At 41.2% G+C, this 26,226-nt stretch carries 24 protein-coding genes and 1 tRNA gene; 15 read left to right on the top strand and 10 right to left on the bottom strand.

Going from position 1 to position 26,226, the window contains the following annotated elements; genetic code table 11:
- The first annotated feature begins 6 nt into the window (after positions 1-6).
- Positions 7-831, top strand: coding sequence for a hypothetical protein (locus QHT84_RS10255; RefSeq protein WP_283239472.1), 825 nt, complete (start codon positions 7-9; stop codon positions 829-831).
- 53 nt (positions 832-884) lie between these two features.
- On the opposite strand, the gene rlmN is transcribed toward QHT84_RS10255, so the two are convergent.
- The gene (rlmN, locus tag QHT84_RS10250) at positions 885-1,925 is read right to left on the bottom strand and encodes a 23S rRNA (adenine(2503)-C(2))-methyltransferase RlmN (protein WP_283239471.1); all 1,041 of its coding nucleotides are present in this window, start codon (positions 1,923-1,925) and stop codon (positions 885-887) included.
- 58 nt (positions 1,926-1,983) lie between these two features.
- On the opposite strand from rlmN, the gene QHT84_RS10245 reads away from it, so the two are divergent.
- A complete protein-coding gene (locus QHT84_RS10245; protein ID WP_283239470.1) occupies positions 1,984-2,625 on the top strand; it encodes an O-methyltransferase in 642 nt (213 codons plus the stop codon).
- Here the strand turns inward: QHT84_RS10245 and QHT84_RS10240 are convergent.
- The 6 genes from QHT84_RS10240 to QHT84_RS10215 all read right to left on the bottom strand — a co-directional run bounded on the left by QHT84_RS10240 (position 2,622) and on the right by QHT84_RS10215 (position 7,926).
- Positions 2,622-3,176 carry a phosphatase PAP2 family protein gene (locus QHT84_RS10240; RefSeq protein WP_283239469.1) on the bottom strand — a complete coding sequence of 185 codons (555 nt, stop codon included), beginning with the start codon at positions 3,174-3,176 and terminating at the stop codon, positions 2,622-2,624. The genes QHT84_RS10245 and QHT84_RS10240 overlap by 4 nt on opposite strands.
- Positions 3,176-3,499 carry a Sec-independent protein translocase subunit TatA/TatB gene (locus QHT84_RS10235; protein WP_283239468.1) on the bottom strand — a complete coding sequence of 108 codons (324 nt, stop codon included), beginning with the start codon at positions 3,497-3,499 and terminating at the stop codon, positions 3,176-3,178. The genes QHT84_RS10240 and QHT84_RS10235 overlap by 1 nt, the downstream gene beginning before the upstream one ends.
- A 47-nt stretch (positions 3,500-3,546) precedes the next feature.
- Positions 3,547-5,787 carry a M1 family metallopeptidase gene (locus tag QHT84_RS10230; protein ID WP_283239467.1) on the bottom strand — a complete coding sequence of 747 codons (2,241 nt, stop codon included), beginning with the start codon at positions 5,785-5,787 and terminating at the stop codon, positions 3,547-3,549.
- 68 nt (positions 5,788-5,855) lie between these two features.
- Positions 5,856-6,356 carry a DUF6702 family protein gene (locus QHT84_RS10225; RefSeq protein ID WP_283239466.1) on the bottom strand — a complete coding sequence of 167 codons (501 nt, stop codon included), beginning with the start codon at positions 6,354-6,356 and terminating at the stop codon, positions 5,856-5,858.
- Positions 6,357-6,359: 3 nt separating this feature from the next.
- Positions 6,360-7,124 carry a peptidase associated/transthyretin-like domain-containing protein gene (locus tag QHT84_RS10220; protein ID WP_283239465.1) on the bottom strand — a complete coding sequence of 255 codons (765 nt, stop codon included), beginning with the start codon at positions 7,122-7,124 and terminating at the stop codon, positions 6,360-6,362.
- Positions 7,125-7,158: 34 nt separating this feature from the next.
- Complete coding sequence (locus QHT84_RS10215; RefSeq protein WP_283239464.1) at positions 7,159-7,926, bottom strand: peptidase associated/transthyretin-like domain-containing protein; 768 nt, start codon at positions 7,924-7,926, stop codon at positions 7,159-7,161.
- Positions 7,927-8,048: 122 nt separating this feature from the next.
- Between QHT84_RS10215 and pepE the strand changes: the two genes are divergently transcribed.
- A complete protein-coding gene (gene pepE / locus QHT84_RS10210) occupies positions 8,049-8,768 on the top strand; it encodes a dipeptidase PepE (protein ID WP_283239463.1) in 720 nt (239 codons plus the stop codon).
- A gap of 142 nt (positions 8,769-8,910) precedes the next feature.
- On the opposite strand, the gene QHT84_RS10205 is transcribed toward pepE, so the two are convergent.
- Positions 8,911-8,983, bottom strand: a tRNA-Gly gene (locus QHT84_RS10205).
- A gap of 120 nt (positions 8,984-9,103) precedes the next feature.
- Between QHT84_RS10205 and QHT84_RS10200 the strand changes: the two genes are divergently transcribed.
- Positions 9,104-9,547 (top strand): GNAT family N-acetyltransferase, encoded by a 444-nt coding sequence (locus QHT84_RS10200; RefSeq protein ID WP_283239462.1) that lies wholly within the window; start codon positions 9,104-9,106, stop codon positions 9,545-9,547.
- Here the strand turns inward: QHT84_RS10200 and QHT84_RS10195 are convergent.
- Positions 9,536-10,243: a murein L,D-transpeptidase catalytic domain family protein gene (locus QHT84_RS10195; RefSeq protein ID WP_283239461.1), complete on the bottom strand. Its 708-nt coding sequence runs from the start codon at positions 10,241-10,243 to the stop codon at positions 9,536-9,538. The genes QHT84_RS10200 and QHT84_RS10195 overlap by 12 nt on opposite strands.
- 191 nt (positions 10,244-10,434) lie before the next feature.
- Between QHT84_RS10195 and QHT84_RS10190 the strand changes: the two genes are divergently transcribed.
- Both QHT84_RS10190 and gpmI read left to right on the top strand, forming a co-directional pair.
- Positions 10,435-12,894, top strand: a complete 2,460-nt coding sequence (locus tag QHT84_RS10190) for a DUF5916 domain-containing protein (protein ID WP_283239460.1) — start codon at positions 10,435-10,437, stop codon at positions 12,892-12,894.
- Between the two features lie 44 nt (positions 12,895-12,938).
- Positions 12,939-14,465, top strand: a complete 1,527-nt coding sequence (gpmI, locus tag QHT84_RS10185) for a 2,3-bisphosphoglycerate-independent phosphoglycerate mutase (RefSeq protein ID WP_283239459.1) — start codon at positions 12,939-12,941, stop codon at positions 14,463-14,465.
- Positions 14,466-14,492: 27 nt separating this feature from the next.
- On the opposite strand, the gene QHT84_RS10180 is transcribed toward gpmI, so the two are convergent.
- Entirely contained in the window at positions 14,493-15,761 is a 1,269-nt protein-coding gene (locus QHT84_RS10180; protein WP_283239458.1) for an acetyl-CoA hydrolase/transferase family protein, read from the bottom strand.
- Positions 15,762-15,906: 145 nt separating this feature from the next.
- Here QHT84_RS10180 and QHT84_RS10175 point away from each other — a divergent pair, with 145 nt between their 5' ends.
- From QHT84_RS10175 to pruA, 9 genes are all read left to right on the top strand, one after another.
- Complete coding sequence (locus tag QHT84_RS10175; RefSeq protein ID WP_283239457.1) at positions 15,907-16,581, top strand: TetR/AcrR family transcriptional regulator; 675 nt, start codon at positions 15,907-15,909, stop codon at positions 16,579-16,581.
- A 1-nt stretch (position 16,582) separates the two neighbouring features.
- Positions 16,583-18,247 (top strand): peptidase domain-containing ABC transporter, encoded by a 1,665-nt coding sequence (locus tag QHT84_RS10170; RefSeq protein ID WP_283239456.1) that lies wholly within the window; start codon positions 16,583-16,585, stop codon positions 18,245-18,247.
- Positions 18,248-18,252: 5 nt separating this feature from the next.
- A complete protein-coding gene (locus QHT84_RS10165) occupies positions 18,253-19,599 on the top strand; it encodes an HlyD family secretion protein (RefSeq protein WP_283239455.1) in 1,347 nt (448 codons plus the stop codon).
- On the top strand, positions 19,599-20,984 hold the full coding sequence (locus QHT84_RS10160; RefSeq protein WP_283239454.1) for a TolC family protein: 1,386 nt from the start codon (positions 19,599-19,601) through the stop codon (positions 20,982-20,984). The genes QHT84_RS10165 and QHT84_RS10160 overlap by 1 nt, the downstream gene beginning before the upstream one ends.
- A 73-nt stretch (positions 20,985-21,057) precedes the next feature.
- Positions 21,058-21,876: a type I methionyl aminopeptidase gene (gene map / locus QHT84_RS10155; RefSeq protein WP_283239453.1), complete on the top strand. Its 819-nt coding sequence runs from the start codon at positions 21,058-21,060 to the stop codon at positions 21,874-21,876.
- Positions 21,876-22,646, top strand: coding sequence for a class I SAM-dependent methyltransferase (locus tag QHT84_RS10150; protein ID WP_283239452.1), 771 nt, complete (start codon positions 21,876-21,878; stop codon positions 22,644-22,646). The genes map and QHT84_RS10150 overlap by 1 nt, the downstream gene beginning before the upstream one ends.
- A gap of 65 nt (positions 22,647-22,711) precedes the next feature.
- On the top strand, positions 22,712-23,962 hold the full coding sequence (locus tag QHT84_RS10145; protein WP_283239451.1) for a type IX secretion system plug protein: 1,251 nt from the start codon (positions 22,712-22,714) through the stop codon (positions 23,960-23,962).
- A 73-nt stretch (positions 23,963-24,035) separates the two neighbouring features.
- A complete protein-coding gene (gene apaG, locus QHT84_RS10140) occupies positions 24,036-24,422 on the top strand; it encodes a Co2+/Mg2+ efflux protein ApaG (RefSeq protein ID WP_283239450.1) in 387 nt (128 codons plus the stop codon).
- Between the two features lie 133 nt (positions 24,423-24,555).
- Positions 24,556-26,184 carry an L-glutamate gamma-semialdehyde dehydrogenase gene (pruA, locus tag QHT84_RS10135; protein WP_283239449.1) on the top strand — a complete coding sequence of 543 codons (1,629 nt, stop codon included), beginning with the start codon at positions 24,556-24,558 and terminating at the stop codon, positions 26,182-26,184.
- Positions 26,185-26,226: the final 42 nt, after the last annotated feature.

The raw sequence follows: 26,226 nt of genomic DNA, 5'->3' as shown, positions 1-26,226 counted from the left end.
TAGAATATGAAAACAACAAAAATGATCTTGGGATTGGCGCTGGCTTTTACCATATGGAGCTGTAGTAAAGAAGATGGTGAAAACAGCACCCTATCGGAAGCGAAAATTAATGCTAAAATTGATGCTATAGCCGACGATGTCTCGGATATCGTAGAAAAAGAATATTATGAAGCCGCCAATTTGGCCGGAAGAAATGCTCAAACACAAGAATTAGCGTTACCCGATTGTGTTACCGTTACTGTGACGGGAGACCTTTCTTCTTGGACACGAACCTTGGTATTTGCCAATTGCACCATGCCAAACGGCAATGTATTAGACGGGACCATTATCATCAGCGGCAGCACCGATTTTGATGCGCCGACACAGACCATTAATTATTCTTTTGTAAACTTCCATCACAACAATATTTTGGTGGAAGGCAACCGCAGTATGGTAAGAACACTGCAAAGTACTGCTGCATTGGCCACGATTCATCCGGTAGCCAATGTTGCGTTCGATATGCAACTGACCTTCCCGAACGGCAACACCTACCACAGAGTAGGCAACCGCGTTCGTGAAATGATTGCCGGATTCAACACTCCGCTTTTGTGGCTCGATAATGTATTCTCTATTACCGGAAGTTGGACTACTACTTTTCCGAGCGGAACCCGAACTTCAACCATTACAACACCGCTGGTTGCCGAAGCGACTTGCCCGTACTTGGTGAGTGGTGTGATTACTGTTGTTGGTCCTAACAATACCGCTACCTTAGACTACGGAAACGGCGACTGTGATAATCAGGCTACCTTGACCGTTAACGGAACAACCACTACCATCTTTTTAGGAAATTAATTTTTTTTGACTTAGTTATAAAAAGAAAAAGCGCTCCTCTCGGAGCGCTTTTTTTAGGATTTATTGGCCAATTGCCCACAGGCCGCATCGATGTCTTTACCGCGGCTTCGGCGTACTTTGGCGACTATGTCGTGGCGCTCCAAAGCCTTGATGTAATTGTCTATGGCTTCATCGGAAGCTTGTTGGAACTCGCCGTCATCAATAGGATTGTATTCGATAAGATTGACTTTGCACGGCACGTATTTGCAGAACTTAACCAAGGCGTCAATTGACGCTTTGTCGTCGTTAATGCCTTTCCAAACCACATACTCGTAGGTAACTTTGCTTTTGGTTTTTCGGTACCAATATTCGAGCGCTTCGCGCAATTCGGTCAGCGGAAAGTTTTTGGTAAACGGCATGATTCGATTACGTGTTGCTTCGATAGCGGAATGCAGCGAAACCGCTAATTTAAACTTAACCTCATCGTCGGCCATTTTTTTAATCATTTTGGAAACGCCCGAGGTAGAAACCGTAATGCGTTTGGGCGACATGCCTAAACCTTCTTCCGAAGTAATCATATCGATGGCTTTCATCACATTGTTGTAATTCATGAGCGGTTCGCCCATGCCCATAAACACTATGTTAGACAACGGATGACCATAATACAGGCGGCTTTCCTTATCGATAGCTACCACTTGGTCGTAAATTTCACCCGGCTCCAAATTGCGCATCCTCTTTAAACGCGCCGTGGCGCAAAAATTACAATCCAAACTACAACCCACTTGGCTCGAAACACAGGCGGTGGTTCGGGTTTCGGTAGGAATCAAAACGCTTTCCACGATTAAACCGTCGTGCAAACGAACGGCATTTTTGACCGTACCGTCTTCGCTGCGCTGTAGGGTATCGACTTTAATATGATTAATCACAAAGTTTTTTTCGAGCATGGCACGCGTTTCTTTAGACACGTTTGTCATGTCGTCAAAATTGTGGGAAGCCTTGCTCCACAACCATTCATACACCTGATTGCCTCGAAACGCTTTGTCGCCATTGGCCACAAAAAAATCGCGCAGTTGTTGTTTGGTCAAACTTCGGATGTCTTTTTTCTCGATTTCCATGCGGCAAAGTTAGTCATAAAGTTGGAATTTGTAATTTTGGGTTTTGAAACTTACTCCTATGCATTTCCTTTCCGAAGAATTAGAGAATTATGTCGCGCGTCATTCGCAAGACGAACCCGAGTTGTTAGCCAAACTCAATCGGGAAACCCATCAAAAAATACTGCAGCCTCGTATGCTCAGCGGTCATTTTCAGGGACGGGTGTTGAGTTTATTGTCGAAGATAATTCGACCTACACACATTCTGGAAATCGGAACCTATACCGGTTATGCTACACTGTGTTTGGCCGAGGGCTTGGCACAAAACGGTACGATCGATACTTTAGACAACAATGAAGAATTGTACGATTTTCAGCGAAAATATTTTGACTTGAGTGGTTTTGGCCCTCAAATCATCCAACATTTAGGAAATGCTTTGGATATCATTCCAACGCTAACCCAAAAATACGACTTGGTTTTTATCGATGCCGACAAAGAAAACTACATCAACTATTATGAACTCATCGTGCCGATGATGCGTCAAGGCGGCATTATTTTATCGGATAATGTATTGTGGAGCGGCAAAGTGTTGGAACCGGTAAAACCCAATGACAAATCGACTAAAATTTTATTGGAATACAACGCTTTGTTAAAAAACGATCCGAGAGTAGAGACGGTGTTGTTACCGATTCGCGATGGTTTAACCGTGTCGCGCGTACTTTAGTTTTTAAGAATGTACTTTTGGTAAACTTGGTACGCTACCAAGCCCATTGTTCCGCCAAAGCAATAGCCGGTTAGGATATCTGACGGAAAATGCAATCCCAAATAGATACGGCTGTAGGCAAATATCAACGGAAACAAAAACAGCAGATAAGCGTGTTTATAGTATCGTTTTAAAATCAGGAAAGTCAGCACGGTTGTCGCCATGGAATTGGTGGCATGACCTGAGAAAAAACTAAACGATTTACTTGTTTTTACCAAACGGATAACGTCATTTATGTCCGGGTCGTTGCACGGACGTAAGCGTTCAAATCCGTATTTGAAAAGATTCACGGTTTGGTCGCAAATGAGAATCAAAACCGCAATAAACAATACATAGTACCCGAATTTCTTCCATCCGATTTTTTGTTGTAGTACATAAAAAACCAATAAAAACACCGGGGCCCAATACACTTGTTTGGTAATAATCAACCACAGGCCATCCCATTGTTCAGACCCTAAACCATTGAGGTAAACCAAGACTTGCTTGTCGAGTTGGACAATCTTTTCGAGCATTACATTTGGCGTTTAATAGGTCCGGTTAGAGAATCGATATCTTCTGTAGCTTGGTTTACTTCGGGTAAAACACTTTCTTCAACACTGCTTTTTACCTTTTCCACTTCGCTGTTAAACGTTCCGGTCAACTCTTTTACCGAATTGTTCAACTCTTTTACCTCGGCGCTTTTTTGGATTTCCGATTTGATATCGTTGGTGGCATTTTTGAGTTGCGACATAATTTTGCCCAAGGTGCGTGCGATATCCGGAATCTTATCGGAACCGAAAAGCATTAGTGCAATAAAAATGATAAAAATTAACTCGCCACCGCCTATTCCAAACATAGTAAATAAATTGCTGTTTAATAAAGATGCAAAGTTACAAAGTTAAGTTAATCAAACTTTGATTTTTCTTCGGTTTTTGGCCAAGAATTATTGACGGTATTGATATCGGCTGTTTCTTCTTTCGGATCGACCACAATTTTGGAAATCACTTTATTCACGGCGAAAGTACGGCTGACTTCTTTATCGTTCATACGCCATATCTGCGCCGGAAAATAATGATTCTCCGTCGTGCCGTCTTCAAAAGTAATTTCTACAATAATCGGCATGACCAAACCGCCCGGTTTATCAAAAGTAACTTGATAAAAGTATTTTGGTTGGGTCAACTTGGCCTTTTCTTCAGGAGTGAACCGCTGATTGACATAATCTTCTAAAGCTTGATAGTCGGAAATCTTGAAGGGTTTATTCAACTCCGGCTTGTAATCGGGACTGCCTTCCGCAATCATGTATACCATGGCGCCGGGCTTAGAATCACGTCGACGACGGGTTTTCATAAAATCGCTCACTTCTCTTGACGATTCATTGCTGACAAAATATTTTTTTACTTCTTTAATCCCAATATCGTTGTAATCGGTGGTAAAAAACCAACCGCGCCAAAACCAATCCAAATCGACTGCCGAAGCATCTTCCATGGTTCTGAAAAAATCATCAGGGGTCGGATGCTTGAACTTCCAACGATTGGCGTAGGTTTTAAAAGCGTAATCGAACAACTCACGTCCCATGATGGTTTCGCGTAAAATATTCAGGGCTGTAGCCGGTTTACCATAGGCATTGTTCCCAAATTGTCTGAGATTTTCGGAATTGGTCATTATGGGTTCTAAGCCCGATTGGTCGCCGCTCATGTACGGAATAATATTTTTGGCCGGTCCGCGACGCGAGGGAAATTTAGGGTCAAACGATTGCTCCGCCAAATATTCCATAAACGTATTTAAGCCTTCATCCATCCAAGTCCATTGACGCTCATCGGAATTCACAATCATCGGGAAAAAATTATGCCCTACTTCGTGACAAATCACCCCCAACATACCATACTTTGTATTGTCGGAATACTTGCCGTTTTCGTCGGGGCGCCCAAAATTCCAACAAATCATAGGGTATTCCATACCTTGATCACGGGCATTGACCGAAACCGCTTTCGGGTACGGATAATCAAAGGTATAACTCGAATAACTTTTGAGTGTATGTGCTACCATTCGGGTTGAATATTCGCCCCATAACGGATTGCCCTCTTTGGGATACAAGGAAATCGCCATCGATGTAGTACTGCCGGTTTTCACCGCCATCGCATCGTAAATGAATTTTCTGGACGTGGAAATTCCAAAATCGCGTACGTTCTCGGCTTTAAATTTCCAGGTTTTTTTCTTATCTGAAAACCCTTTTTCGGCCGCTTCGGCTTCGGCTTGTGTCACCACAATTACCGGTTTGTCAAACGATTTTTCAGCCTCGGCATATCGTTTTACCTGTTCCGGAGTAAATACTTCATTGCGATTGAGCAAGGTTCCGGTTGCTTCCATGATATGATCGGCAGGAACGGTGATGTTGACTTCAAAATTTCCGAAGGGCAACGCAAACTCACCTGAACCCCAAAACTGCATGTTTTGCCAGCCTTCTACATCATTATACACCGCCATTCGCGGATAAAACTGAGCCAAAATATAAAGATTATTACCATCTTTCTCAAAATGTTCATAACCCGAACGACCGCCGTCGATTATGTAATTATTGATGTTGTACCACCATTTTACGGAGAACGAAATTTTTTCTTTGTGTTTTAAAACTTTTGGCAACTCGATACGCATCATGGTTTGATTGATGGTATACCGCATGGGATTGCCATGTGCATCTTTGACATATTCTATCTTGAAACCGCCGTCAAAATCTTCTTCCAGATATCTTCTTGAAAACGATGAGGCTGAAATGGCCGGATCGGTTTTATTGCTTTCCACTAAAGGAGAATTGGAATTTCTGGCTTTTTCGTTTTGATCCAACTGCAACCATAAATAGTCGAGTGACTCCTTGGCATTATTGGTATATGTAATGGTCTCGGTACCGTATAATTTTTGATTTCGGTCATCGAGTTCGATATCAATTTTATAATCGGCTTGTTGCTGATAGTATTCCGGTCCCGGCGCACCGGCTGCCGTGCGATACATATTGGGTGTGGCCAACAGATCGTACATCTGTTTAAACTTGTCGGGATTTCTTTCTTCCGTTTTGGATGTTTTTGAAGTTTCCTGTGCTTGAGCAACCCCAAAAATCAACGATACTAAAATTGGAAAAACTTTAGTCATAGTATTCATAGCTACTTTTTTAAAGCTATAAATGTAAAATAAATTTAATTCTGAGGAGAATATGCCTTTTATTTTAACATTCCTTTAGTGGTTGATGAAGTCAACAAAAGGTTTTGCTTCTTGCCTTTGTTATGGTATTGGATGATGTTTTGTTGTTCGGGATGCTGCTTTATCAAAACGGTATTTTCGATACTCAAACTGGTTATTTTTGAAATATCTCTGACACTCAGATAACAAATCACTACATTGCTTTCGACTTCATGACTGTGATATTTAAAAACTTTCTGTTCTTTGTTAACGAAAACTTTGAATTTATCACTCAGGTATTTTTGGAGCAAGGCGACGTCTTCGACAGATTCATCCTTGGTTCCTAAATCCGTTTTTTTGTGGTATTCCGATTGTAAGGCCTCATTTAAATCATCCGCAAAAATACGAGCCGTTATTTCGAGTCGTTTTTTTTCGGGAACAAAATCTATTTGGTAAATCGCCACGTAAAACTGATGAATCGCTGCTGCGGACAATCCGACAAACAACACCATCAAAATTGAAATAGTTATTCCTCTTTTCATAGTTTACTTTTTAGATTCTTGCCAAAAGGTTAGGTACTGTGTGGCTAATTCGCCTAATCGAAATCGTGCCAATCCTTTGTTTTTGGCGTTGATGTACTTGGCCAATTTTTCGTCCTCTACGGCATAGTACAAAAATCCTTTTACATGTTCCTGCGGAATCTTTAATTTTTCGGTAAAATACTCCGGTTTAAATTGCGCTTCCACTTTTAGCATGAGGCGCTCTTTTTTCTCTACTTCCAGCTCTTTTTTGAGCATGGCAGTGCGTCCTGAAATGGCATTTAAAATAGGATCCAAACCGATGGATCCGCCTGCCATCAAACCCGCATTAGCGGTGGCATCCAAATCGGTTGCTGTCTTTAATTTTCGCTCCGCCGGCGTGTACTTTTTGGCCGGCTTATCTAAAATCCCCAGCGAAACGGCATTAATATGACCGTAGTCCTTGATTTCTACTTCATCGAGATTAATGGTTTTAGGAACCAATTGTATGACAAAAAGCGCTTTGGCCAAATCGGATTTTTGCAAAGCTGTTTTTTTGGTTTCCACTTGCAAGCCGGAGCATTGCAAAGTATCGCCTGCCTTAACGAAAATAGTAAAATTACCGTTGGTGTCGGATGTGGTGCCCGACTCAGAACGAAGATTGAAAATATTGATTTCGCCCAGCTCTTTGATAGGACAAATAACTTTACCTCGTAATAAAACCAATTCATCCGATTGCGAAAATCCGATGGCTGGCAGGATAAAAAGAAACACTACTAATTTGATTCTCATAGCAACAACATCCTAGTGGCTTTCAAAAATAATACTAATTAGGCTCTGTTTTTTGCAATTCCAAATATTTTGCGGCTAATTCTGCGAGTACAAATTTAGTCATGGCGCTGTTTTTAGCCATAAATGCTCGAACAAATCGGGAATCTTCCACCACAAAATACCAAAATGCCTTGACATAATCGGCCGGGATTTTGAGTTTTTGAACAACGTAATCAACCCCGAATTGAGCTTCCAATCGTTGCAAGAGCGATTCTTTTCTTTCGACTTCCAACTCTTTTTTGAGCATGGTTGTTCGTCCCGACATCCAGTTGAATAACGGATCCAGGCCAACCGAACCACCCGAAGTACCGTCGGTATTTTCGTCAAAACCATCACCCGAAGCCGTTCGCAACTTTCGTTCGGCCGGCGTGTACTGTTTGGCTTTCGCCGGAATAATCCCGAGCGCTACGGCATTGATGTTTTTGTATTGCTTGACAATTACTTCATCCAAACGGTTAATCATCGGTTCCAGGGGAATCAGAACCAAGTCGGTTTGAAAATCTTTGACCGTAAGCACTACTTTCTTTCCTTTTATCTGAATGGCGGAAAACATTAACGTATCGCCTATCGCCGCTTTTATGGTAAAAAACCCTTCGGATTCTGTATTGGTGGTGGCTTCGGTTCGAAGGTTGATGATATAGATACCTTTCAAATCCACATCGGAAACGACTGCTTTGCCTTTGAGCACGCTCTCATCATGATTCTGCGCCCAAGCCAGCTGAAAAGAAAAAAAGATAAAGGTTACCCGTGCAAAAGATTTCATAGTGGCCATTGTTCCGAGTAAAAGTATAAGAGGTTGTTCCCAAATAAATGCCAACGAGTTGGTAATTTTATGTTAAATAAATGCGGGAAAAACAGTACTTTTGGAGGAGAATCATCGGAAAAATGAAAAAACTAATTATTGCCAGCACCTCTACTGTTTACGGCGGTACCTATCTTGACTATTTATTACCCGAATTGGAAAAGCATTTCAGCTCATGCAAAGAAATTCTGTTTATTCCGTATGCCAGACCGGGTGGCATTTCGCATGACGGTTATACCGAAAATGTTCGTTTGGCATTTGCCAAAATAAATAAATCGGTTAAAGGGTTACACGAATTTGAATCCCAAAGTTTCGGGACGGAAGCAGCCATTCGAAACGCGGAAGGAATTTTCACCGGTGGAGGCAATACGTTTGTATTGGTTAACGAATTGTACCGAAACGGTGTAATGGAAGTTTTAGCTGACGTTTTGAATCAAGGCACACCTTATTTGGGCACGAGCGCCGGCAGCAATATTACCGGATTAACCATGCAAACCACCAATGATATGCCGATTGTGTATCCGCCGAGTTTTAAAACGTTGGGGTTACTACCCTTTAATTTGAATCCGCATTACTTGGATGCCGATGCCCAAAGCAAGCATATGGGTGAAACCCGCGAAACGCGTATTAAGGAATTTCATGAGTACAATAGGACTCCGGTTTTGGGTTTGCGTGAGGGAAGTTGGTTGGAAGTAAACGGCGAAGAGATAGTATTGAAAGGAAATTTAAGCGCCCGCTTGTTCCGGCAAGATGAAATGCCTACAGAATTAGAAACCGGCAGCGATTTGTCTTGGATAAAGTAAAACCCGCGTTAGCGATTGCAGCTTGTACCCAGCCTGCCGGCAGGCTGGCTTGTACTGCGGAAAGCGCGGCCCTGAACGTGTTTCAGGGCAACGCCCTAAAACCCATAAAAAAAGCCTCAACTTTCGTTAAGGCTTTTCTTAGAGCGGAAGACGAGGCTCGAACTCGCGACAACCAGCTTGGAAGGCTGGAGCTCTACCAACTGAGCTACTTCCGCATTGCGAGTGCAAATATATAGAATAAGTTTACTTTGATGCAAATTTTTTGAAAAAAAATTATCGAAGAAAATAATGTTACCGATAACATATAGAAAACCATTCAGTTACCCCAAATGCATATGCCAACGATACTAAAAATTACGGCTCAAGACACTTTTGAAGTGCGACATCCGGTACTGCGGCGTGGAAAACCCTTGGAGAGTTGCCGGTTTGACGGCGATGATTTAGCAACCACACATCATTTCGGCTTGTATGAAAACCATCAATTGAAAGGCGTTATTTCGCTTTTTGAACAACAAAATGCTGCGTTTGAAAACCCAAATCAGGTGCAAATCAGAGGAATGGCGGTATTGGAAAACCAACAAGGAAAAGGCTACGGACGTCTGTTGGTACAACATTGTGAAACGGTATTGCGGCAAGGTGCCACCGATATCATTTGGTTTAACGCCCGAGAAAGCGCCGTGGATTTTTACCGAAAATTAGGCTATGAAATTATTGGCGATTCGTTTGAAATCCCCAATATCGGAAAGCACTATGTGATGTGGAAACGATTAGACCGCTAGCTTGGACACGATTTGTTGTGTCGCCGACGGGTGGTAGATGAACAAACACGATTTGTCTTTGATGACATTGATAATTTTTTGATTCATTTCTACCGGAACGGCAGGACAACCCTGGCTTCTGCCCAATCTTTTGTTTTGTTTGATAAAGGACTCCGACACATAATCGGCACCATGCATTACCACCGCTCTATTGCGCGCATTGTCGTTTAAACCTCTTTGCAACCCATCTAGTTTAAGAGACAAGCCATGTTTACCATTGTATACCTCGGCAGTAGCATAAAAGCCCAAACTGCTTTGGAAGGATTCGGCTTGGTTGGAAAATATTTTGGCAAACTCTTCTCCGGTATTTCTGCCGTGTGCCACCAAAGTATTGAAGAGTACTTCACTTTTATCCAAATCGATGACCCACAATCTTTTGGTATTGGAAGACAAACTGAAATCTACGATGGTCAAAATATTTTTTTGAATAATTCCTTTTTCTTTAAGGTAATGAAAACCATCCAGCGCCAAATTGAAACTCTCAAAACTCGGCATAGAAAACGACTTAAAATCAATTTGATTGTAAACAGACCTATTGCCGTCCACGGAATGAAGCGCTTTTGTATTGGTATAAATTGTCGGAATTGTTTTATCGGGCACAGTGCTGAAAGACATCAACAGCACGAAAAGCAGTACGGGGAAAACTTTATAATTCATTGAAATCTATAGGTTTAAAATTAGACTCGGGTTGGACAAATATAAATTATATTTTCCCAAAACCAAATAATTCTAATTTTATTAAGCCAATTTTAAGCCGTTTAAATCCATTAAAATCAAGTTGTTTTATCGCTCTTGAAGTTGCAAATCTGAATTAAATGGTTACTTTTGTCTGTCAAACGAAAACTCCGATGTCGAAACTTTCTTACTTTTTTTTCTGCTTCGCTATGCTTTTTTCAAGTGTGGTTGTGGGTCAGAAGAAAACACTTTTCACCAAAAGCACTTCGGAAAAGATTGTTATCGACGGCAGGTTTACGGAAGCTTCATGGGCTAATGCCGATATCGCCACCGACTTCATCATGATTGAACCCAACAACGGCAAACCCATAGCTCAGGAAAAAAGAACGGAAGTCAAAATCATTTACGACAACAGTGCTGTTTATATTGCGGCTACGCTGTACGATGATGAACCGGATAAAATTTTAAAAGAATTTACCTTACGCGATGATTTTTCGGTCGCCGATCATTTTGGGGTTCTTATCAACGGATACAACGACGGTCAACAAGAGTTTCGGTTTTTTGTGAGTGCGGCCGGAGTACAACAAGACGGGATGTATACGGAAGCGTATGGCGAAGATTTTTCGTGGGATGCCATCTGGGACAGTCATGTGGAAATTACCCACTTCGGTTGGACCGTTGAAATGCGTATTCCTTATGCAGCATTGCGTTTTCCGTCGGAAAAAAAACAAACTTGGGGTTTGAATTTTTACCGGGAAATTCGTCGGGATCGCCAACAGTATTCCTGGTCGTTGTTGGATCGAAAAATTGAAAACGAAAGCGTACAAGCCGGCGTTTTAGAGGGCATAGAAAATATTGAAACCCCTACACGATTGTTTTTGATTCCCTATGCTTCTCAGTATTTGTACGCTAATACTTCCCAGAAAACCTTCGGGGAATTTCGCGGCGGTATGGATATTAAATACGGTATTAACGATGCTTTTACCTTGGATGCGATTTTGATTCCCGACTTTGGTCAGACGAAGTTTGACAATGTGGAATTAAACCTTACCGCTTTTGAACAACAATTTGCCGAAAACCGACCGTTTTTTACCGAAGGAACTGACCTGTTTAACAAAGGTGATTTATTGTACTCCCGAAGAATCGGGGAAACCCCGGATAATTTGACGGTAGCCGATAACGAAACAGTGATTGACCTACCGAGTACCATTAAACTTATCAACGCTTTAAAAGTATCGGGGCGAACCAAAAGCGGGTTGGGTATTGGCGTGTTGAATGCCGTTTCCGAGAAAACCAGCGTCCATATTAAGAACAACGATACCAACACTACCCGACTCGAAACGCTATCGCCTTTAACCAATTACAATGTATTCGTACTCGACCAACGTTTTCGCAAAAATTCTTCGGTTTCTTTGGTTAACACCAATGTCACGCGCAACGGAGAGTTCCGTGATGCCAATGTTTCGGCTTTGGTTTGGGATTTGAACACCAAGAAAAACACCTACAATGTTTCGGGGAATATTAAATACAGTTATGTGAACAATCACTTTGACCTCGAAGACAAAAAAGGGATTAGTGCTTATTTAAACTTTGGAGAAACCAGTGGTAAATTCCGTCATAGTTTTGGCGGCGTTTATGCTTCAGACGATTTTGACAATAACGACTTGGGTATTAATTTTCAAACCCACTATCACGGATTGTATTTTAACTCGAGCTACCGTATTCTAAAGCCAAACAGCGTTTTTAATACTTTTTTTGCCAACTTAAACAATTACACAGAATTTGACAATAGAACCGGCCGCATTCAATCGGGTTACTCGCGTTTGAATTTTAACACGACCGATAAAAAAAACGACTACTTCGGTTTCGGGGCAACTATCAGCCCTTTGAAAGTATACGATTTTTATGAGCCGCGCTCTTTTAACGAAGAGAAATTTGTAATGATTCCGGATAACTACAATGCGTACGTTTATTTTTCAAGTAACTACAATCGAAAGTGGGCCATCGACATCAATCCCTTTGTGACCAAATTCAACGAAAAAGGACGCATTAATTATGGTTTTGTTTTTAGTCCGAGATACCGTTTCAGCGACCGATTGGCATTAATTTACAATTTTACATTTAACCGACAAAACAACAATATCGGATGGATTGCTTTTGATGAAAACGACAATACCATTTTCGCCCGAAGAAACCGAATTACCTACACCAACACGCTGCAAGGTAAATATTCGATTAACAATAAAATGAATTTTAATCTGAATGTGCGCCATTACTGGTCGTTTGTGACTAATCATGATATCCTTACCTTGCAAGATGATGGCGGATTTACGGAAAATACCACCTATACTGAAAACCGAAACTCCAACCTCAATTTGTGGAATTTGGACTTAACCTATTCCTGGTGGTTTGCCCCGGGCAGTCAGGTCTCTGTTTTGTACCGCAACAATTCCTTTTTATTCAGTCGTGATTTCAGCCGCCAGTTTGAATCCAATCTCCGCGACGCGGTAAATAATGAGAATCTGAACCATGTTTTCTCCATCAGTGTTCGTTATTTTATCGATTACAATTCGGTCAAAAATTCGCGTTTTTACAATTCGTTTACCAAACCCAAAACGAGAGAGCGCTTCTAAAAAATCAATTTTATCCCTTATCTTTGTCGGGTAAAATTTTACTCATGAACAAGAAAGTAATCCTGATGATTTTAGACGGTTGGGGAAAATCGCCCGACCCGAAAGTTTCCGCCATTGACAATGCTAACGTACCGTTTATTAATAGTTTATACAAACACTATCCAAATGCCCAACTCCGAACCGATGGCCTTAATGTAGGATTGCCTGAAGGACAAATGGGTAATTCCGAAGTCGGTCACATGAACCTCGGCGCCGGAAGAATCGTGTATCAGGATTTGGCCAAAATCAACTTGGCGGTTGCCCACAAAACCATGGCGCAGGAAAAACCGTTAGTAGATGCTTTTCAATACGCCAAAGCAAATAACAAAACCGTACACTTTTTAGGATTGGTTTCCGATGGCGGTGTGCATTCGCATACGTCCCACTTGCTTGGTTTGATTGAAGCTTCTCAGGAGTTTGGCTTAACCAACGTATTTGTTCATGCCTTTACCGATGGCCGTGACGTAGACCCGAAATCGGGCAAAGGCTATATTGAAGACCTAGAAAAATACATCGAAAATACTTCAGTAAAAATAGCTTCGGTGGTAGGGCGTTATTATGCTATGGATCGAGACAAACGTTGGGAACGGGTAAAATTGGCTTACGATTTGGTGGTGAATGGTATCGGAAAACACACTACGGATTTGGCACAAAGCATCGCCGACAGTTATGCTGAAAACATTACCGATGAATTCATATTACCTTTGGTGAAAGTAGATGCCAACAACCAGCCTTTGGCTACGATTCAAAACGAAGACGTGGTGATTTTCTTCAACTTTAGAACCGACAGAGGTCGGGAATTAACCGAAGCCTTATCCCAAAAAGATTTCCACGAGCAGAACATGCACAAGCTTCCTTTGTATTACGTAACGATGACCAATTACGACGATACGTATGAAAACGTACACATAATTTACGACAAAGACAACATCACCGAAACCTTAGGCGAAGTATTGGAGAAAGCCGGAAAGAAACAAATTCGCATCGCCGAAACCGAAAAATATCCGCATGTTACGTTCTTCTTTTCGGGCGGACGCGAAGTGCCGTTTGAAGGGGAAACCCGTATTTTGAGAAATTCACCCAAAGTAGCCACCTACGATTTACAACCCGAAATGAGTGCTTACGAGTTGAAAGACGCTTTGATTCCGGAATTGGAAAAAGGCGAAGTTGATTTTGTGTGTTTGAATTTTGCCAACGGCGATATGGTAGGCCATACCGGCGTTATGGAAGCGGCCATTAAAGCTTGTGAAGCCGTCGATATTTGCGTAAAAGAGGTTGTCGAAACTGCCTTAGCCCACGATTACACCACGATCATCATAGCCGACCACGGCAATTGCGAAACCATGATTAACCCGGATGGCTCCCCTAACACGGCACATACAACGAATCCGGTGCCGATTATTTTAGTCGACAAAGACCATATTCGAGTGCATGACGGTGTTTTAGGGGATATTGCGCCAACCGTTTTAGAATTGATGGACATTCCGAAACCGGAAGTGATGACCGGAAAATCACTTTTAGTAAGACTATAAAAAAGCCCCGAAGATTCGGGGCTTTTTTTATTTCAACATTTCATAATAACTTCTTTCGATGTTTTCCTGATGGGTTGGATGGGCAATTTTCACCATCTCGTCAATGCGCTGTTTTAGGGTTTTGCCATACAAATCAGCTATGCCGTTTTCGGTGATGATGTATTGCACGTGAGAACGCGTGGTGACTACGCCGGCGCCTTGTTTGAGGTACGGTACAATGCGGCTCTCGCCTCTTTTGGTGATTGAGGGTAGTGCAATGATGGCTTTTCCGCCTTCGCTGAGTGAAGCGCCGCGGATAAAATCCATTTGACCGCCTACGCCGGAATACATGTGTGCTCCTATGGAATCGGCACAAACCTGACCGGTGACATCGACTTCTATAGCCGAATTGATAGCCACCATTTTTGGGTTTTTACGAATACGAGCCGTGTCGTTGACCATGGAAGATTCTTTCATTTCGATAAACGGATTGTCACTCACAAAATCGTACAGTCGTTTCGAACCGATTAAAAAAGTGGCTAACACTCGACCGCGCAAGGTACCTTTGTAATTACAATTAATAACATCACTTTCAATTAAATCGATAACGCCGTCGGAAAACATCTCAGTATGTAATCCCAAATCTTTGTGGTTTTTTAATTTGCTTAACGCCGCATTAGGGATGGAACCGATACCCATTTGCAAAGTACTTCGGTCATCAATTAAAGAAGCCACGTACTCGCCAATCTTCTCTTCTTCTTTGGAAAAAGGCGATGGCTCGTGACCGAAAATAGGTTCGTTGACATCGACTAAATAATCGATTTCGGATTCGTGCAGAATACCGTCACCAAAGGTTCGCGGCATTTGCGGATTGACTTGTGCAATAACTATTTTGGCATTTTCAATGGCTGCTAAAGTGGCTTCAACGGAAACACCCAGCGAGCAATAGCCGTGTCTATCCGGTGGTGAAACGTGAATAAAAGCCACATCTATCAGCAAAACTTTTTTGCGAAACAAATGCGGTAACTCGCTTAAAAAAACCGGCGTGTAGGAACCGTTCCCGGCTTTTAAGGTGTGGCGCACATTGGCTCCGATAAAAAAGGAGTTCACGTGAAAACTTTCGGCTAAATCGGGATTGGCATAGGGCGCCGGGCCTTCGGTATGCAGGTGACAAACTTCCACATTGCGGAGTTCGGAAGCTCTTTCGGCTAAGGCTTTGGTTAATACAGACGGCGTGGCCGCAGCGGCTTGAACATACACTCTGTCGTTTGATTTGACTACTTGGACTGCTTCCGCAGCGGTAACATATTTGCTCATAACTAAAATTTTGTTCAAAATTATTCCCCAAATCCTTATAAAAATATGACATTTCTCATAAAGCAGGGTTGAAATATATTTAAATAAAAGTTAAAATTTCAATATTAATAGTTTTACTATTATTTTTGCATAAAAATATATTACCATGAATTCGGTATTATCCAACTTAAAGATTCAAGTCAACGAAAAGATTTACGTAAAAGATCCGGAGACTTCTGCTTTGGGAAAAAAAATCATCCAAGAAAGTATTTTGTTAATGGATGAAATTGGTTTTGAAGATTTCACCTTTAAAAAACTGGGGGAGCGGATTGGTTCTAATGAGAGCTCGCTGTATCGCTATTTTGAAAACAAACACAAGTTATTGCTTTATTTGTCTTCTTGGTATTGGGGATGGATGGAATACCGTATGGTGTTATCCACCACTAATATCAACGATGCCATGGAAAAGCTTAAAAGAGCCATTACGATAGTCACTGAAAAAATTGAAGATGATTCGGCTACCTTGCACATCAATGAATCGGTTTTAAACAAAATCATCATTGCCGAATTCACCAAAACGTTACTAACGAAAGAAGTCGACGAAGAAAATAAAGAGGGCTTCTTTTTGGTATACAAGCGTGTCATCAACCGAATTATTGACATCATTCAAGAAGTCAATCCGGAGTACGGTTATGCCAAAAGTTTGGCTTCTTCTATAGTGGAAGGTTCGTTGCACCAACACTTTCTGAAAGACCATTTAAAAACAATCACCAATTGTAATGAAAACAATTCGCCAACCCAGTTTTATATTGATTTGGCTCAAAAAATCTTAAGCAAATAATATGGCACTCACAGCGTCACAAAGATTGATAAATCTGCTCAAACTAGACAGGAAAGACATCCTTCAGGTATTGTTTTATGCCATCTTCGCCGGATTGGTCAGTTTGTCTTTACCACTCGGCATTCAGGCCATTATCAACTTAATTCAGTCCGGCAGAGTAAGCGTGTCCTGGATTGTATTGGTTTTTATCGTAATAGCCGGGGTTGCTTTGGTAGGCATCCTATCGCTGATGCAATTGCGTATCACTGAAAACTTACAGCAAAAAATATTCATTCGCGCTTCGTTTGAATTTGGATTTCGATTGCCTAAAATAAAATTTGAAGCTTTACACAATCAGTATCCGCCGGAATTGGCCAATCGCTTTTTTGACACTTTAACGATTCAGAAAGGCGCCTCGAAATTATTGATTGATTTTTCTTCGGCATTATTGCAAATCGCTTTCGGTATAATTTTGTTATCGTTATACCATCCGTTTTTTATCTTCTTTGGCGTTTTTCTAATCATTTTGTTGTACATTATTTTCAAATTCTCTTACAATTCGGGACTGTCCAGTAGTTTAAAAGAATCCAAATTCAAGTATAAAGTGGTGAGCTGGTTGCAAGAAATGGCACGCAACAACTTCAGTTTTAAAAAAGCATCTAATTTCGATTATGCCTTAACCAAAAACGATCGTTTGGTTTCGGAATACTTGATTCAAAGGGAAAGACATTTCAGTGTTATCAAAAGGCAATTTACCCAACTGATTGTCTTTAAAATCATCATCACTGCAGGATTATTGCTTATTGGCGGTTATTTGGTTTTAAACCAAAAAATGAATATCGGTCAATTTGTGGCAGCAGAAATCATTATCTTATTGGTCATTAATTCGGTAGAAAAAATTGTAATTGGTTTGGAAACCTTATACGATGTATTGACTGCTGTGGAAAAAATCGGGCAAATAACCGATTTGGAAATAGAGGAAACCACCACTAAACCGGCCGATTATTGTTACACCAATATTCAATTGGCGGCCGAGAACTTAAGCTACAAGTTTCCGGATGCTACCGATTATGTGTTGGAAAAAATCAATTTGACCATTGAGCAATCCGAAAAAATATATTTAGAAGGTAATAACGGCTCCGGAAAAACCACGCTTATCCGAATTCTCTCCGGTCTCATAAAACCCAATTCCGGTTCCTTTTACATCAACGATGACACCTATAGAAAAATTGATTTGGAGCAGTATCGCTCGCAAATCAGCACCATTATCACCGGCGAAACACCATTCGAAGGAACCATTTTGGAAAACATCACTTTCAATAACCCATTGATTTCTCAAGAAGATTTGAAATGGGCCATTGAAAGCGTCAAACTGGGTGATTTCATCAAATCGTTACCGAAAGGATTGGATACCAAAATTTATCCGGAAGGCAAACAACTGTCTTCTTCCAACGCCCAAAAAATTCTGTTGGCACGAAGTATTATCAATCGTCCTAAAATTTTATTCTATGAAGACGCTTTAGATAAAATGGATAACGACGCGGCTCAGGAAGTGATTGATTTTATCACTTCAAATGAGAACAAATGGACTTTAATTGTTTCCTCTAAAAACGACTATTGGAAACAAAAATGTACTCGTAAGATTACCATGAGCGACGGAAAAATTATCAACGATACTAAACAATAATCCAAATGCTTAACATTTCTAACAACAATCGTATCGGTCAAAGCATAGAAAAGTACAGCACTTACAAAACGCTGAGTAATCGCCCGCACTATAAAGTTTTGAATAAAATTATTGCCGGTGTTTCGCTGTTCGGCTTGCTGATTTTGTTTTTGCCATGGACACAAAACATTTCCGGGTCGGGTGCGGTAACCACCTTAAAGCCCGATCAAAGACCGCAAACCATTCATTCTGCCATAGCCGGCAGAATTGAAAAATGGTATGTTAAAGAAGGTGATTTTGTACAAAAAGGGGATACTATTCTTTTTATTTCAGAGACCAAAGAAGATTATCTGGATCCGAATTTAGTGCAAAATACCGAAAGCCAACTCAAAGCCAAAGAACTGGCCGAGCAATCCTACGGAGGGAAAGTGACTTCGTTGGAGGCACAAATCGCAGCCATCCGAAATGAGCGGCAATTAAAACTGCAACAGGCCACGAATAAAATCAGACAATCGATACTGAAAGTAAAGAGCGACAGTATGGATTTGGTGGCCGTGCGCACGCAAATTAAAATTGCCACTACACAATTCAATCGCTCGTTGGCACTCAATAAAGAAGGCTTGAAACCGATGACCGATGTAGAAGAAAAACGCTTGAAATTACAGGAAACCGAAGCCAAAATTATCACGCAGGAAAACAAATTATTGGCCAGCGAAAACGAATTGATTAATGCTAAAGTAGAAGTAAATCGTATTGTAGCCGAATACAATGAGAAAGAACAAAAAGCCCGAAGCGATCAATTTACGGCACTCAGCAGTCAGTACGACACTAAAGCCCAAGTGAACAAACTCAAAAACCAATACACCAATTACCAAATTCGAAACGGGATGTATTACATCAAAGCGCCGCAGAGCGGTTACGTAAACCGTGCGTTGCAATCGGGAATTGGGGAAACCATTAAAGAAGGTACTCAAATAGTAAGCATCATGCCGGCCAAATACGACATTGCTGTAGAGACCTTTGTTTCTGCCACCGATTTACCGTTGTTACACAAAGGGGAAAAAGTACGGGTTTGGTTCGACGGTTGGCCGACCATTGTTTTTTCGGGTTGGCCGAACATGTCTTATGGTACTTTCGGCGGCAAAATTGTAGCCATCGAAAACTTCATCAGTGATAACGGGAAATTTCGAGTATTAATAGCGCCCGATGAAAACGAAGAGCCGTGGCCGAAACAAATCAGCATTGGTTCGGGTGCGCAAACCTTGGCTTTACTCGACAATGTCCCGGTTTGGTTTGAAATTTGGCGAACCCTCAACGGATTCCCTCCAAATTACTATCAACCTAAAAACAATATTCCAAAAGATAAAAAATAATGAAATCGATTCTCATAGGTTTTTTATTGTTCGGATTTTCAGCTTGGAGTCAAAACTCCCTTAAAGAGCTCACCTACAATGAGTTTTTGGGGTATGTCAAAAAATACCATCCGTTGGTTAAAAGTGCCAACTTGGAAATCAATCAGGCACAAGCCAATTTGATGATGGCCCGTGGTGGCTTCGACCCGAAGATTGAAGTCGATTTTGAACAAAAAAAATTCAAAGACAACGAATACTATTCGATTTTAAACAGTAGTTTTAAAATCCCAACATGGTACGGCGTGGAAATCAAAGCCGGATTCGACAATAACGAAGGCATTTACCTCAACCCCGAAAACACCGTGCCTAACCAGGGCTTAACTTCTTTGGGTATTTCGGTTCCGCTGGGACAAGGGTTGTTCATTAATCAGCGTATGGCCGATTTGCGAAAGGCCAAAATTCAGGTAAAATTGAGTCAGGCTGAGCGAAACTTGACGGCGGTTTCGGTCTTGTATGATGCTTCGGTGGCGTATTTCAATTGGAAGCGAAACTACAACGAGGTCACGCTATATCAAACCTATCTTAACAATGCCAACATCCGTTACCAAGGCATTGCCAAATCGATTGAACAAGGTGACAAACCCGCTATTGACAGTGTGGAAGCCGGCATTATCGTTAGAAACAGAAAATTGAGTTTGGAGGAATCACAGCTAAAACTGGCCAAAGCCAAATTGGAATTGGCCAACTTCCTGTGGTTGGAAAACAATGTACCGCTCGAATTGCAAGACGACATCATTCCGGAGGAAAATTTGGCGTTGACCATTAAAGAAACCCTACGCACCAACGACTTGATGTTGGACAATCCATCTTTGGAAAACCATCCGAAAATCAATGCTTTGGAACAAAAAATTGAAATGCTTGAAGTAGAGCGAAAACTCAAGGCCAATATGTTGCTGCCCAAAATCGACTTGGGCTATTCGTATTTGTCCGAACCCAGTTACTTCGACAACTATCGCTTGCAAGATTATAAAGTCGGCGTCAACTTTTACTTCCCGCTGTTTTTAAGAAAAGAGCGCGGTAGTTTGCAATTGGCTAAGTTCAAGGTACAAGACGTAAAATTCGATTTGGATTTGGAGCGTGTTTCGTTAAAAAACAAAATTAAAGCGCAACAAACCGAAATCAATTCGTTGGAAAAACAAAAACAATTGATAGACAATTTGGTCGTAGATTACAGTACGATGCTGACGTCGGAAGAACGGTTGTTTTCGTTTGGAGAAAGCTCTATTTTCTTAATCAATGCACGAGAAAACAACTTGGTTTCTGCCCAATTATCGAAACTGCAAATCGAAAACCGCTACTTCGATTCGAATGCCAAGCTGTTTAAAATCATGGCCAATCCTGAATAAATAAGCGTAAAATAATTACTTTTGCAACCGCATTCACGGCGACAAACCCGATGCAAATGTTAAATTACAGCAGATGATTATTCAAAAAACCGCAGAAGAAATTGAATTGATGCGCGAAAGTGCCTTACTGGTTTCCAAAACCCTGGGCATGATAGCCACCGAAATAAAACCGGGAGTTACAACGTTACATCTCGACAAATTAGCCGAACAATTTATCCGTGACCACCAGGCGGTTCCGGGATTTTTAGGACTGTACGGTTGTCCGTCAACCTTGCTGACCAGTGTAAACGAGCAGGTAGTTCATGGGTTACCCACCAATCGTCCGATTGAAGAAGGCGATATCGTTTCGGTAGATTGCGGTGTTTTGAAAAACGAATTCTATGGGGATCACGCCTATACATTTGAAATCGGTGAAGTAGTACCGGCGACTAAAAAATTATTGCAGGTTACCAAAGAAAGCTTGTATGTGGGCATTCGCGAATTTAAAATCGGGAATCGCGTGGAAGATGTAGGGAATGCTATTCAAAAATACACCGAAGCGCATGGCTACGGTGTAGTGCGAGAATTAGTCGGACACGGTTTAGGACGCGTGATGCACGAAGCCCCAGAAATGCCGAATTACGGTAAAAAAGGGCGCGGCAAATTGTTTATAGAAGGCATGGTGGTCGCCATCGAACCGATGATTAACATGGGAAGTCGCAACATCAAAACCTTGAAAGATGGTTGGACCATAGTAACTGCCGACAAAAAACCAAGTGCCCATTTTGAACACAATGTAGCCTTGGTAAATGGTAAGCCGGAATTGCTTTCGACCTTTGCGTACATCTACAAAGCTTTAGGTATCGAAAGTAATGAAGAAGACGAATTTCGTCAAAAACCTTTAGCACTCTAATGAAAAAACTGTTCAAATTCATCCTTAATACTATCCCGCGACCAATACTAATACGATTGAGTATTGTGGTACGGCCGATATTGGCTTTTTTGCTGAAAGGCAATCGTTTCACCGATCCGATTGACGGCAAAAGCTTTCGCATGTTTCTGCCTTACGGTTACGGAACCCAAAGGAACAATGTGTTGTCTCCCAGCACGCTTTCCTTAGAAAGACACCGTTTGTTATGGTTGTATTTGCAAAATGAAACCGATTTTTTTACGGCTAAAGAAAAAAAGAAAGTATTGCACTTTGCTCCGGAACAAGAATTTTACAAACGTTTCAAAAAGCAACCCAACATCGAATATACTACAACCGACCTGCTTTCACCGCTGGCCGATGTAAAAGCCGACATTTGCAACTTGCCTTTTGAAGACAACCAATACGATATTATTTTGTGCAACCACGTATTGGAACACATTCCGGATGACACCAAAGCCATGAAGGAATTGTACCGCGTGTTGAAACCCGGCGGTATGGGAATTTTCCAAATTCCGCAAGACTTGTCGAGAGCGGTAACTTTTTCGGATGACAGTATCACCGACCAAAAAGAGCGGGCAAAAATCTTCGGGCAATACGATCACGTTCGCGTATACGGCAGAGATTATTTCGACAAATTGAGAAGTATCGGGTTTAAAGTAGTTGAGGAAGATTATACCCACAAAATTGCTCCCGAGTTAGTAGAAAAATACTGCTTGGCTAAAGGTGAAATTATTCCGGTTTGTTTCAAATAATTATTGCTTTTGGCATAATCTTGGTTCAGAATAATTAGTATCTTTACTATTCTCAACTATATGCTATGATTAAAAGAATATTTACCCTTTGTTTAGCACTCTTTTCCTTTGTATCTTTTTCTCAAGTAGAAAAAGAAATTGTTCCTCCTTACAATATTAAAACAATCAGTTTTGTTCAGAACGGACAAAATACGATTCCGATTTTTCGATTAGGCGACAGTTTCCAATTGCAATTTGATGATTTGTATGGCAACGAAGCGAATTATTTTTACACCATTACCCACTGCGATTACAATTGGCAACCTTCGCAATTAGTGAAGCAAGAATACATTAACGGTTTTGATGATCAAAGAATTCAAGATTATACCAACTCATTAACTACCCTGCAATTGTATTCGCATTATAGGGTTTCATTTCCCAATCGATTCACCCAGTTCAGAGTGAGCGGTAATTATGTGATTAAAATTTTAAATGATGACAAAGAAGTGGTTTTCACGAGAAAATTTATCTTGTATGAAGAGTTAGTATCGGTTCCGATGCAAGTCAGAAGAACGCGAAACTTAGCGGTAGTAAACCAAAAACACAATTTGGATTTTGCCATTAAATCGGCCACCATTAACTTTCAAAGTCCACTACAAAATGTCAAAGTACTATTGTTGCAAAACGGCAAATTCGACAATGCCATTACCAACATCAAACCGCAGTATACCATTGGTAACGATTTGATTTATAAGTACGATGCCGAAACCCAATTCTGGGCCGGAAACGAATTTTTATTTTTTGAAAACAAAGACATCCGGGCAGCCAATAATACTATAGCGCGTATCGATTCTAACGGTGGAATTTACAATGCACATTTGTATCGAAACGAAGCCAGAGCGAATATGCCGTACACTTACTATCCTGACATTAACGGCAATTTCATCGTCAAAAACATCAGTGCGCAAAACAATGAGATTGAAGCCGATTATGCTTGGGTTTTCTTTACGCTTTCGGCACCGAATTATTATGGTAAAAAATCAATTTATGTCAACGGTATGTTTAATAATTATGCCCTTGGCGAGGAAAATAAAATGGAGTACAATGCCGAAAAAGGGGTGTACGAGAAAGCCCTCATGATCAAACAAGGATTTACCAATTACCAATACGTCATTGCCGATGCTAACGGAAAAATAGACGAAGAAAATGCCATTGACGGTAATTTCCACCAAACAGAAAACAATTACTTTGCTTTGGTGTACTACCGCGAAAACAATCAGCGATTTGATCGTGTCATCGGTAAGGGAATTGCCAGTTCGATAGACACTACAAATTAGAAAAATTAACATCTAATTCACCTACCGTTTCGTATTTTTTGTAAATTTGACAACGTAATCGAATGAATACTACATGGTTTCGCAAATAACAAGAGGCATTAAAATTTCTGTTTTAACTAGTTTTGAAGGCACCTACTTCAAGAACTACAAGATTCATTTTGCCTTTAGTTATGAAATCACCATTGAAAACCACAGTAAGGACTCCGTACAGTTAAATTCCCGTCATTGGGAAATCCTCGACTCGCTCAACGACAAGGAAATTGTGGATGGCGAAGGAGTCATCGGTAAAAAACCGGTACTCAAGCCGGGAGAAAAACACACTTACAATTCGGGCTGTTTGCTCTCCTCTCCTTTCGGTGCCATGAGCGGGTACTTCAACATGATTAATTTTACAACTACTAAAACATTCAAAGTAATTGTGCCGACTTTCAAGTTAAGCGCACCGTTTGCCTTAAATTAAAGTGTGGTTTCTACAAATTAATCTTTGACTCCCCGTATTAAGAAATCGGAAATTCCTTTGTACTTTTGTGTCAGTTTTTTAGATTCTGATTATCTAAAATTCTAAGATGTCTAACACTATAATATTCTAAAATATGCCAAAAGGATTTTTTCATGTCCCGAAAGCGGTCAATGAACCTGTAAAATCATACGCTCCTAATTCACCCGAAAAAGCGGCCGTATTAGCAGCGTACCAAAAAATGTGGAACGAAACCATCGATGTTCCCAATTATATCGGCAGCGAAGAAATTCGCACCGGAAATACTCGAAACATGTCGGCTCCGCACGACCATCAACATGTGGTTGGCACCTACCATTTGGCCGAAAAAAAACATATTGAGCAAGCCATCGCTGCTGCATTGGAAGCCCGAAAAAAATGGGCAAATATGGCCTGGGAACAAAGAGCTGCCATCTTTTTAAAAGCCGCTGAGTTAATTGCCGGACCTTACCGTGCAAAAATCAACGCAGCGACTATGATTGCACAATCCAAAACCATTTTCCAAGCCGAAATTGATGCCTCATGTGAGCTTATCGATTTCTTGCGCTACAACGTTGAATTCATGACACAAATCTACAGCGATCAACCCAAATCGGTTTCCGATGTGTGGAATCGCGTTGAATATCGTCCGTTGGAAGGTTTTGTGTATGCCATTACACCTTTTAACTTTACCGCTATTGCGGCCAACCTTCCGGCCAGTGCGGCTTTAATGGGCAATACCGTTGTTTGGAAACCCAGTGACAGTCAAGTTTTTTCGGCCAAAGTTATTATCGATGTTTTCAAAGAAGCCGGCGTTCCCGATGGTGTCATAAATGTTGTTTTTGGCGACCCTGTGATGATTACCGACACCATTTTAACGCATCCCGATTTCGCCGGAGTACACTATACCGGTTCCACTTTTGTATTCAAAGAAATCTGGAAAAAAATCGGAGAAAATATCCATACCTACAAAACGTACCCGAGAATCGTGGGTGAAACCGGTGGTAAAGATTTTGTGATGGTACATCCGAGTGCCGATGTAAAACAAGTGGTAGCCAATACCATTCGCGGTGCTTTTGAATTCCAGGGTCAAAAATGTTCGGCAGCGTCACGTGCTTATTTTCCGAAATCGTTGTGGCCGGCCATTAAAGAAGAAATGGGCAAAGAACTGGCCACTATTAAAATGGGAAGTCCAGAAGATTTCTCCAACTTTGTCACAGCCGTAATCCATGAAGGCTCTTTTGATAAGTTAGCCAAGTATATTGACCAAGCGAAAAAAGATGCTGATGCCGAAGTGATTTTTGGCGGTAATTATAACAAATCCAAAGGGTATTTTGTAGAACCGACAGTCATTTTAACGTCGAACCCGAAATACACCACCATGGAAACCGAATTATTCGGACCGGTATTAACCGTTTATGTGTATGAAGATTCCAAATGGTCTGAAACCCTGAAATTGGTAGACGAAACGTCGGAATATGCGCTAACGGGAGCCATTTTCAGCAGAGATCGTTATGCCATAGAAGAAGCTGCTTTGGCCTTGCAAAACAGCGCCGGAAACTTTTACATTAACGACAAACCTACCGGAGCCGTAGTAGGAATGCAGCCTTTTGGAGGCGCCAGAGCTTCGGGAACGAATGACAAAGCCGGCTCGATGCAAAACTTGTTGCGTTGGGTTTCCCCAAGAACCATTAAGGAAACTTTTGTGACTCCGGCTGATTATCGCTATCCTTTTTTAGGCGAATAATTGCATAAAGAGAACTGAAAAAAAAGAGTCCGGGTTATACTC

The organism is Flavobacterium sedimenticola (assembly GCF_030053345.1).
GTDB lineage: Bacteria > Bacteroidota > Bacteroidia > Flavobacteriales > Flavobacteriaceae > Flavobacterium > Flavobacterium sedimenticola.
This window is presented reverse-complemented; position numbering and strand designations above follow the sequence as displayed.

Bases quoted from the DNA above. Each gene is read 5' to 3' on its own strand.
- QHT84_RS10215 (WP_283239464.1), bottom strand. From the start codon at position 7,926: ATGAAATCTTTTGCACGGGTAACCTTTATCTTTTTTTCTTTTCAGCTG.
- QHT84_RS10235 (WP_283239468.1), bottom strand. From the start codon at position 3,499: ATGTTTGGAATAGGCGGTGGCGAGTTAATTTTTATCATTTTTATTGCA.
- pepE (WP_283239463.1), top strand. From the start codon at position 8,049: ATGAAAAAACTAATTATTGCCAGCACCTCTACTGTTTACGGCGGTACC.
- QHT84_RS10240 (WP_283239469.1), bottom strand. From the start codon at position 3,176: ATGCTCGAAAAGATTGTCCAACTCGACAAGCAAGTCTTGGTTTACCTC.
- pruA (WP_283239449.1), top strand. From the start codon at position 24,556: ATGCCAAAAGGATTTTTTCATGTCCCGAAAGCGGTCAATGAACCTGTA.
- QHT84_RS10225 (WP_283239466.1), bottom strand. From the start codon at position 6,356: ATGAAAAGAGGAATAACTATTTCAATTTTGATGGTGTTGTTTGTCGGA.
- QHT84_RS10190 (WP_283239460.1), top strand. From the start codon at position 10,435: ATGTCGAAACTTTCTTACTTTTTTTTCTGCTTCGCTATGCTTTTTTCA.
- QHT84_RS10195 (WP_283239461.1), bottom strand. From the start codon at position 10,243: ATGAATTATAAAGTTTTCCCCGTACTGCTTTTCGTGCTGTTGATGTCT.
- QHT84_RS10170 (WP_283239456.1), top strand. From the start codon at position 16,583: ATGGCACTCACAGCGTCACAAAGATTGATAAATCTGCTCAAACTAGAC.
- QHT84_RS10180 (WP_283239458.1), bottom strand. From the start codon at position 15,761: ATGAGCAAATATGTTACCGCTGCGGAAGCAGTCCAAGTAGTCAAATCA.
- apaG (WP_283239450.1), top strand. From the start codon at position 24,036: ATGGTTTCGCAAATAACAAGAGGCATTAAAATTTCTGTTTTAACTAGT.
- QHT84_RS10160 (WP_283239454.1), top strand. From the start codon at position 19,599: ATGAAATCGATTCTCATAGGTTTTTTATTGTTCGGATTTTCAGCTTGG.
- QHT84_RS10165 (WP_283239455.1), top strand. From the start codon at position 18,253: ATGCTTAACATTTCTAACAACAATCGTATCGGTCAAAGCATAGAAAAG.
- gpmI (WP_283239459.1), top strand. From the start codon at position 12,939: ATGAACAAGAAAGTAATCCTGATGATTTTAGACGGTTGGGGAAAATCG.
- QHT84_RS10230 (WP_283239467.1), bottom strand. From the start codon at position 5,787: ATGACTAAAGTTTTTCCAATTTTAGTATCGTTGATTTTTGGGGTTGCT.
- QHT84_RS10255 (WP_283239472.1), top strand. From the start codon at position 7: ATGAAAACAACAAAAATGATCTTGGGATTGGCGCTGGCTTTTACCATA.
- QHT84_RS10150 (WP_283239452.1), top strand. From the start codon at position 21,876: ATGAAAAAACTGTTCAAATTCATCCTTAATACTATCCCGCGACCAATA.
- QHT84_RS10220 (WP_283239465.1), bottom strand. From the start codon at position 7,124: ATGAGAATCAAATTAGTAGTGTTTCTTTTTATCCTGCCAGCCATCGGA.
- QHT84_RS10200 (WP_283239462.1), top strand. From the start codon at position 9,104: ATGCCAACGATACTAAAAATTACGGCTCAAGACACTTTTGAAGTGCGA.
- QHT84_RS10245 (WP_283239470.1), top strand. From the start codon at position 1,984: ATGCATTTCCTTTCCGAAGAATTAGAGAATTATGTCGCGCGTCATTCG.
- rlmN (WP_283239471.1), bottom strand. From the start codon at position 1,925: ATGGAAATCGAGAAAAAAGACATCCGAAGTTTGACCAAACAACAACTG.
- map (WP_283239453.1), top strand. From the start codon at position 21,058: ATGATTATTCAAAAAACCGCAGAAGAAATTGAATTGATGCGCGAAAGT.
- QHT84_RS10175 (WP_283239457.1), top strand. From the start codon at position 15,907: ATGAATTCGGTATTATCCAACTTAAAGATTCAAGTCAACGAAAAGATT.
- QHT84_RS10145 (WP_283239451.1), top strand. From the start codon at position 22,712: ATGATTAAAAGAATATTTACCCTTTGTTTAGCACTCTTTTCCTTTGTA.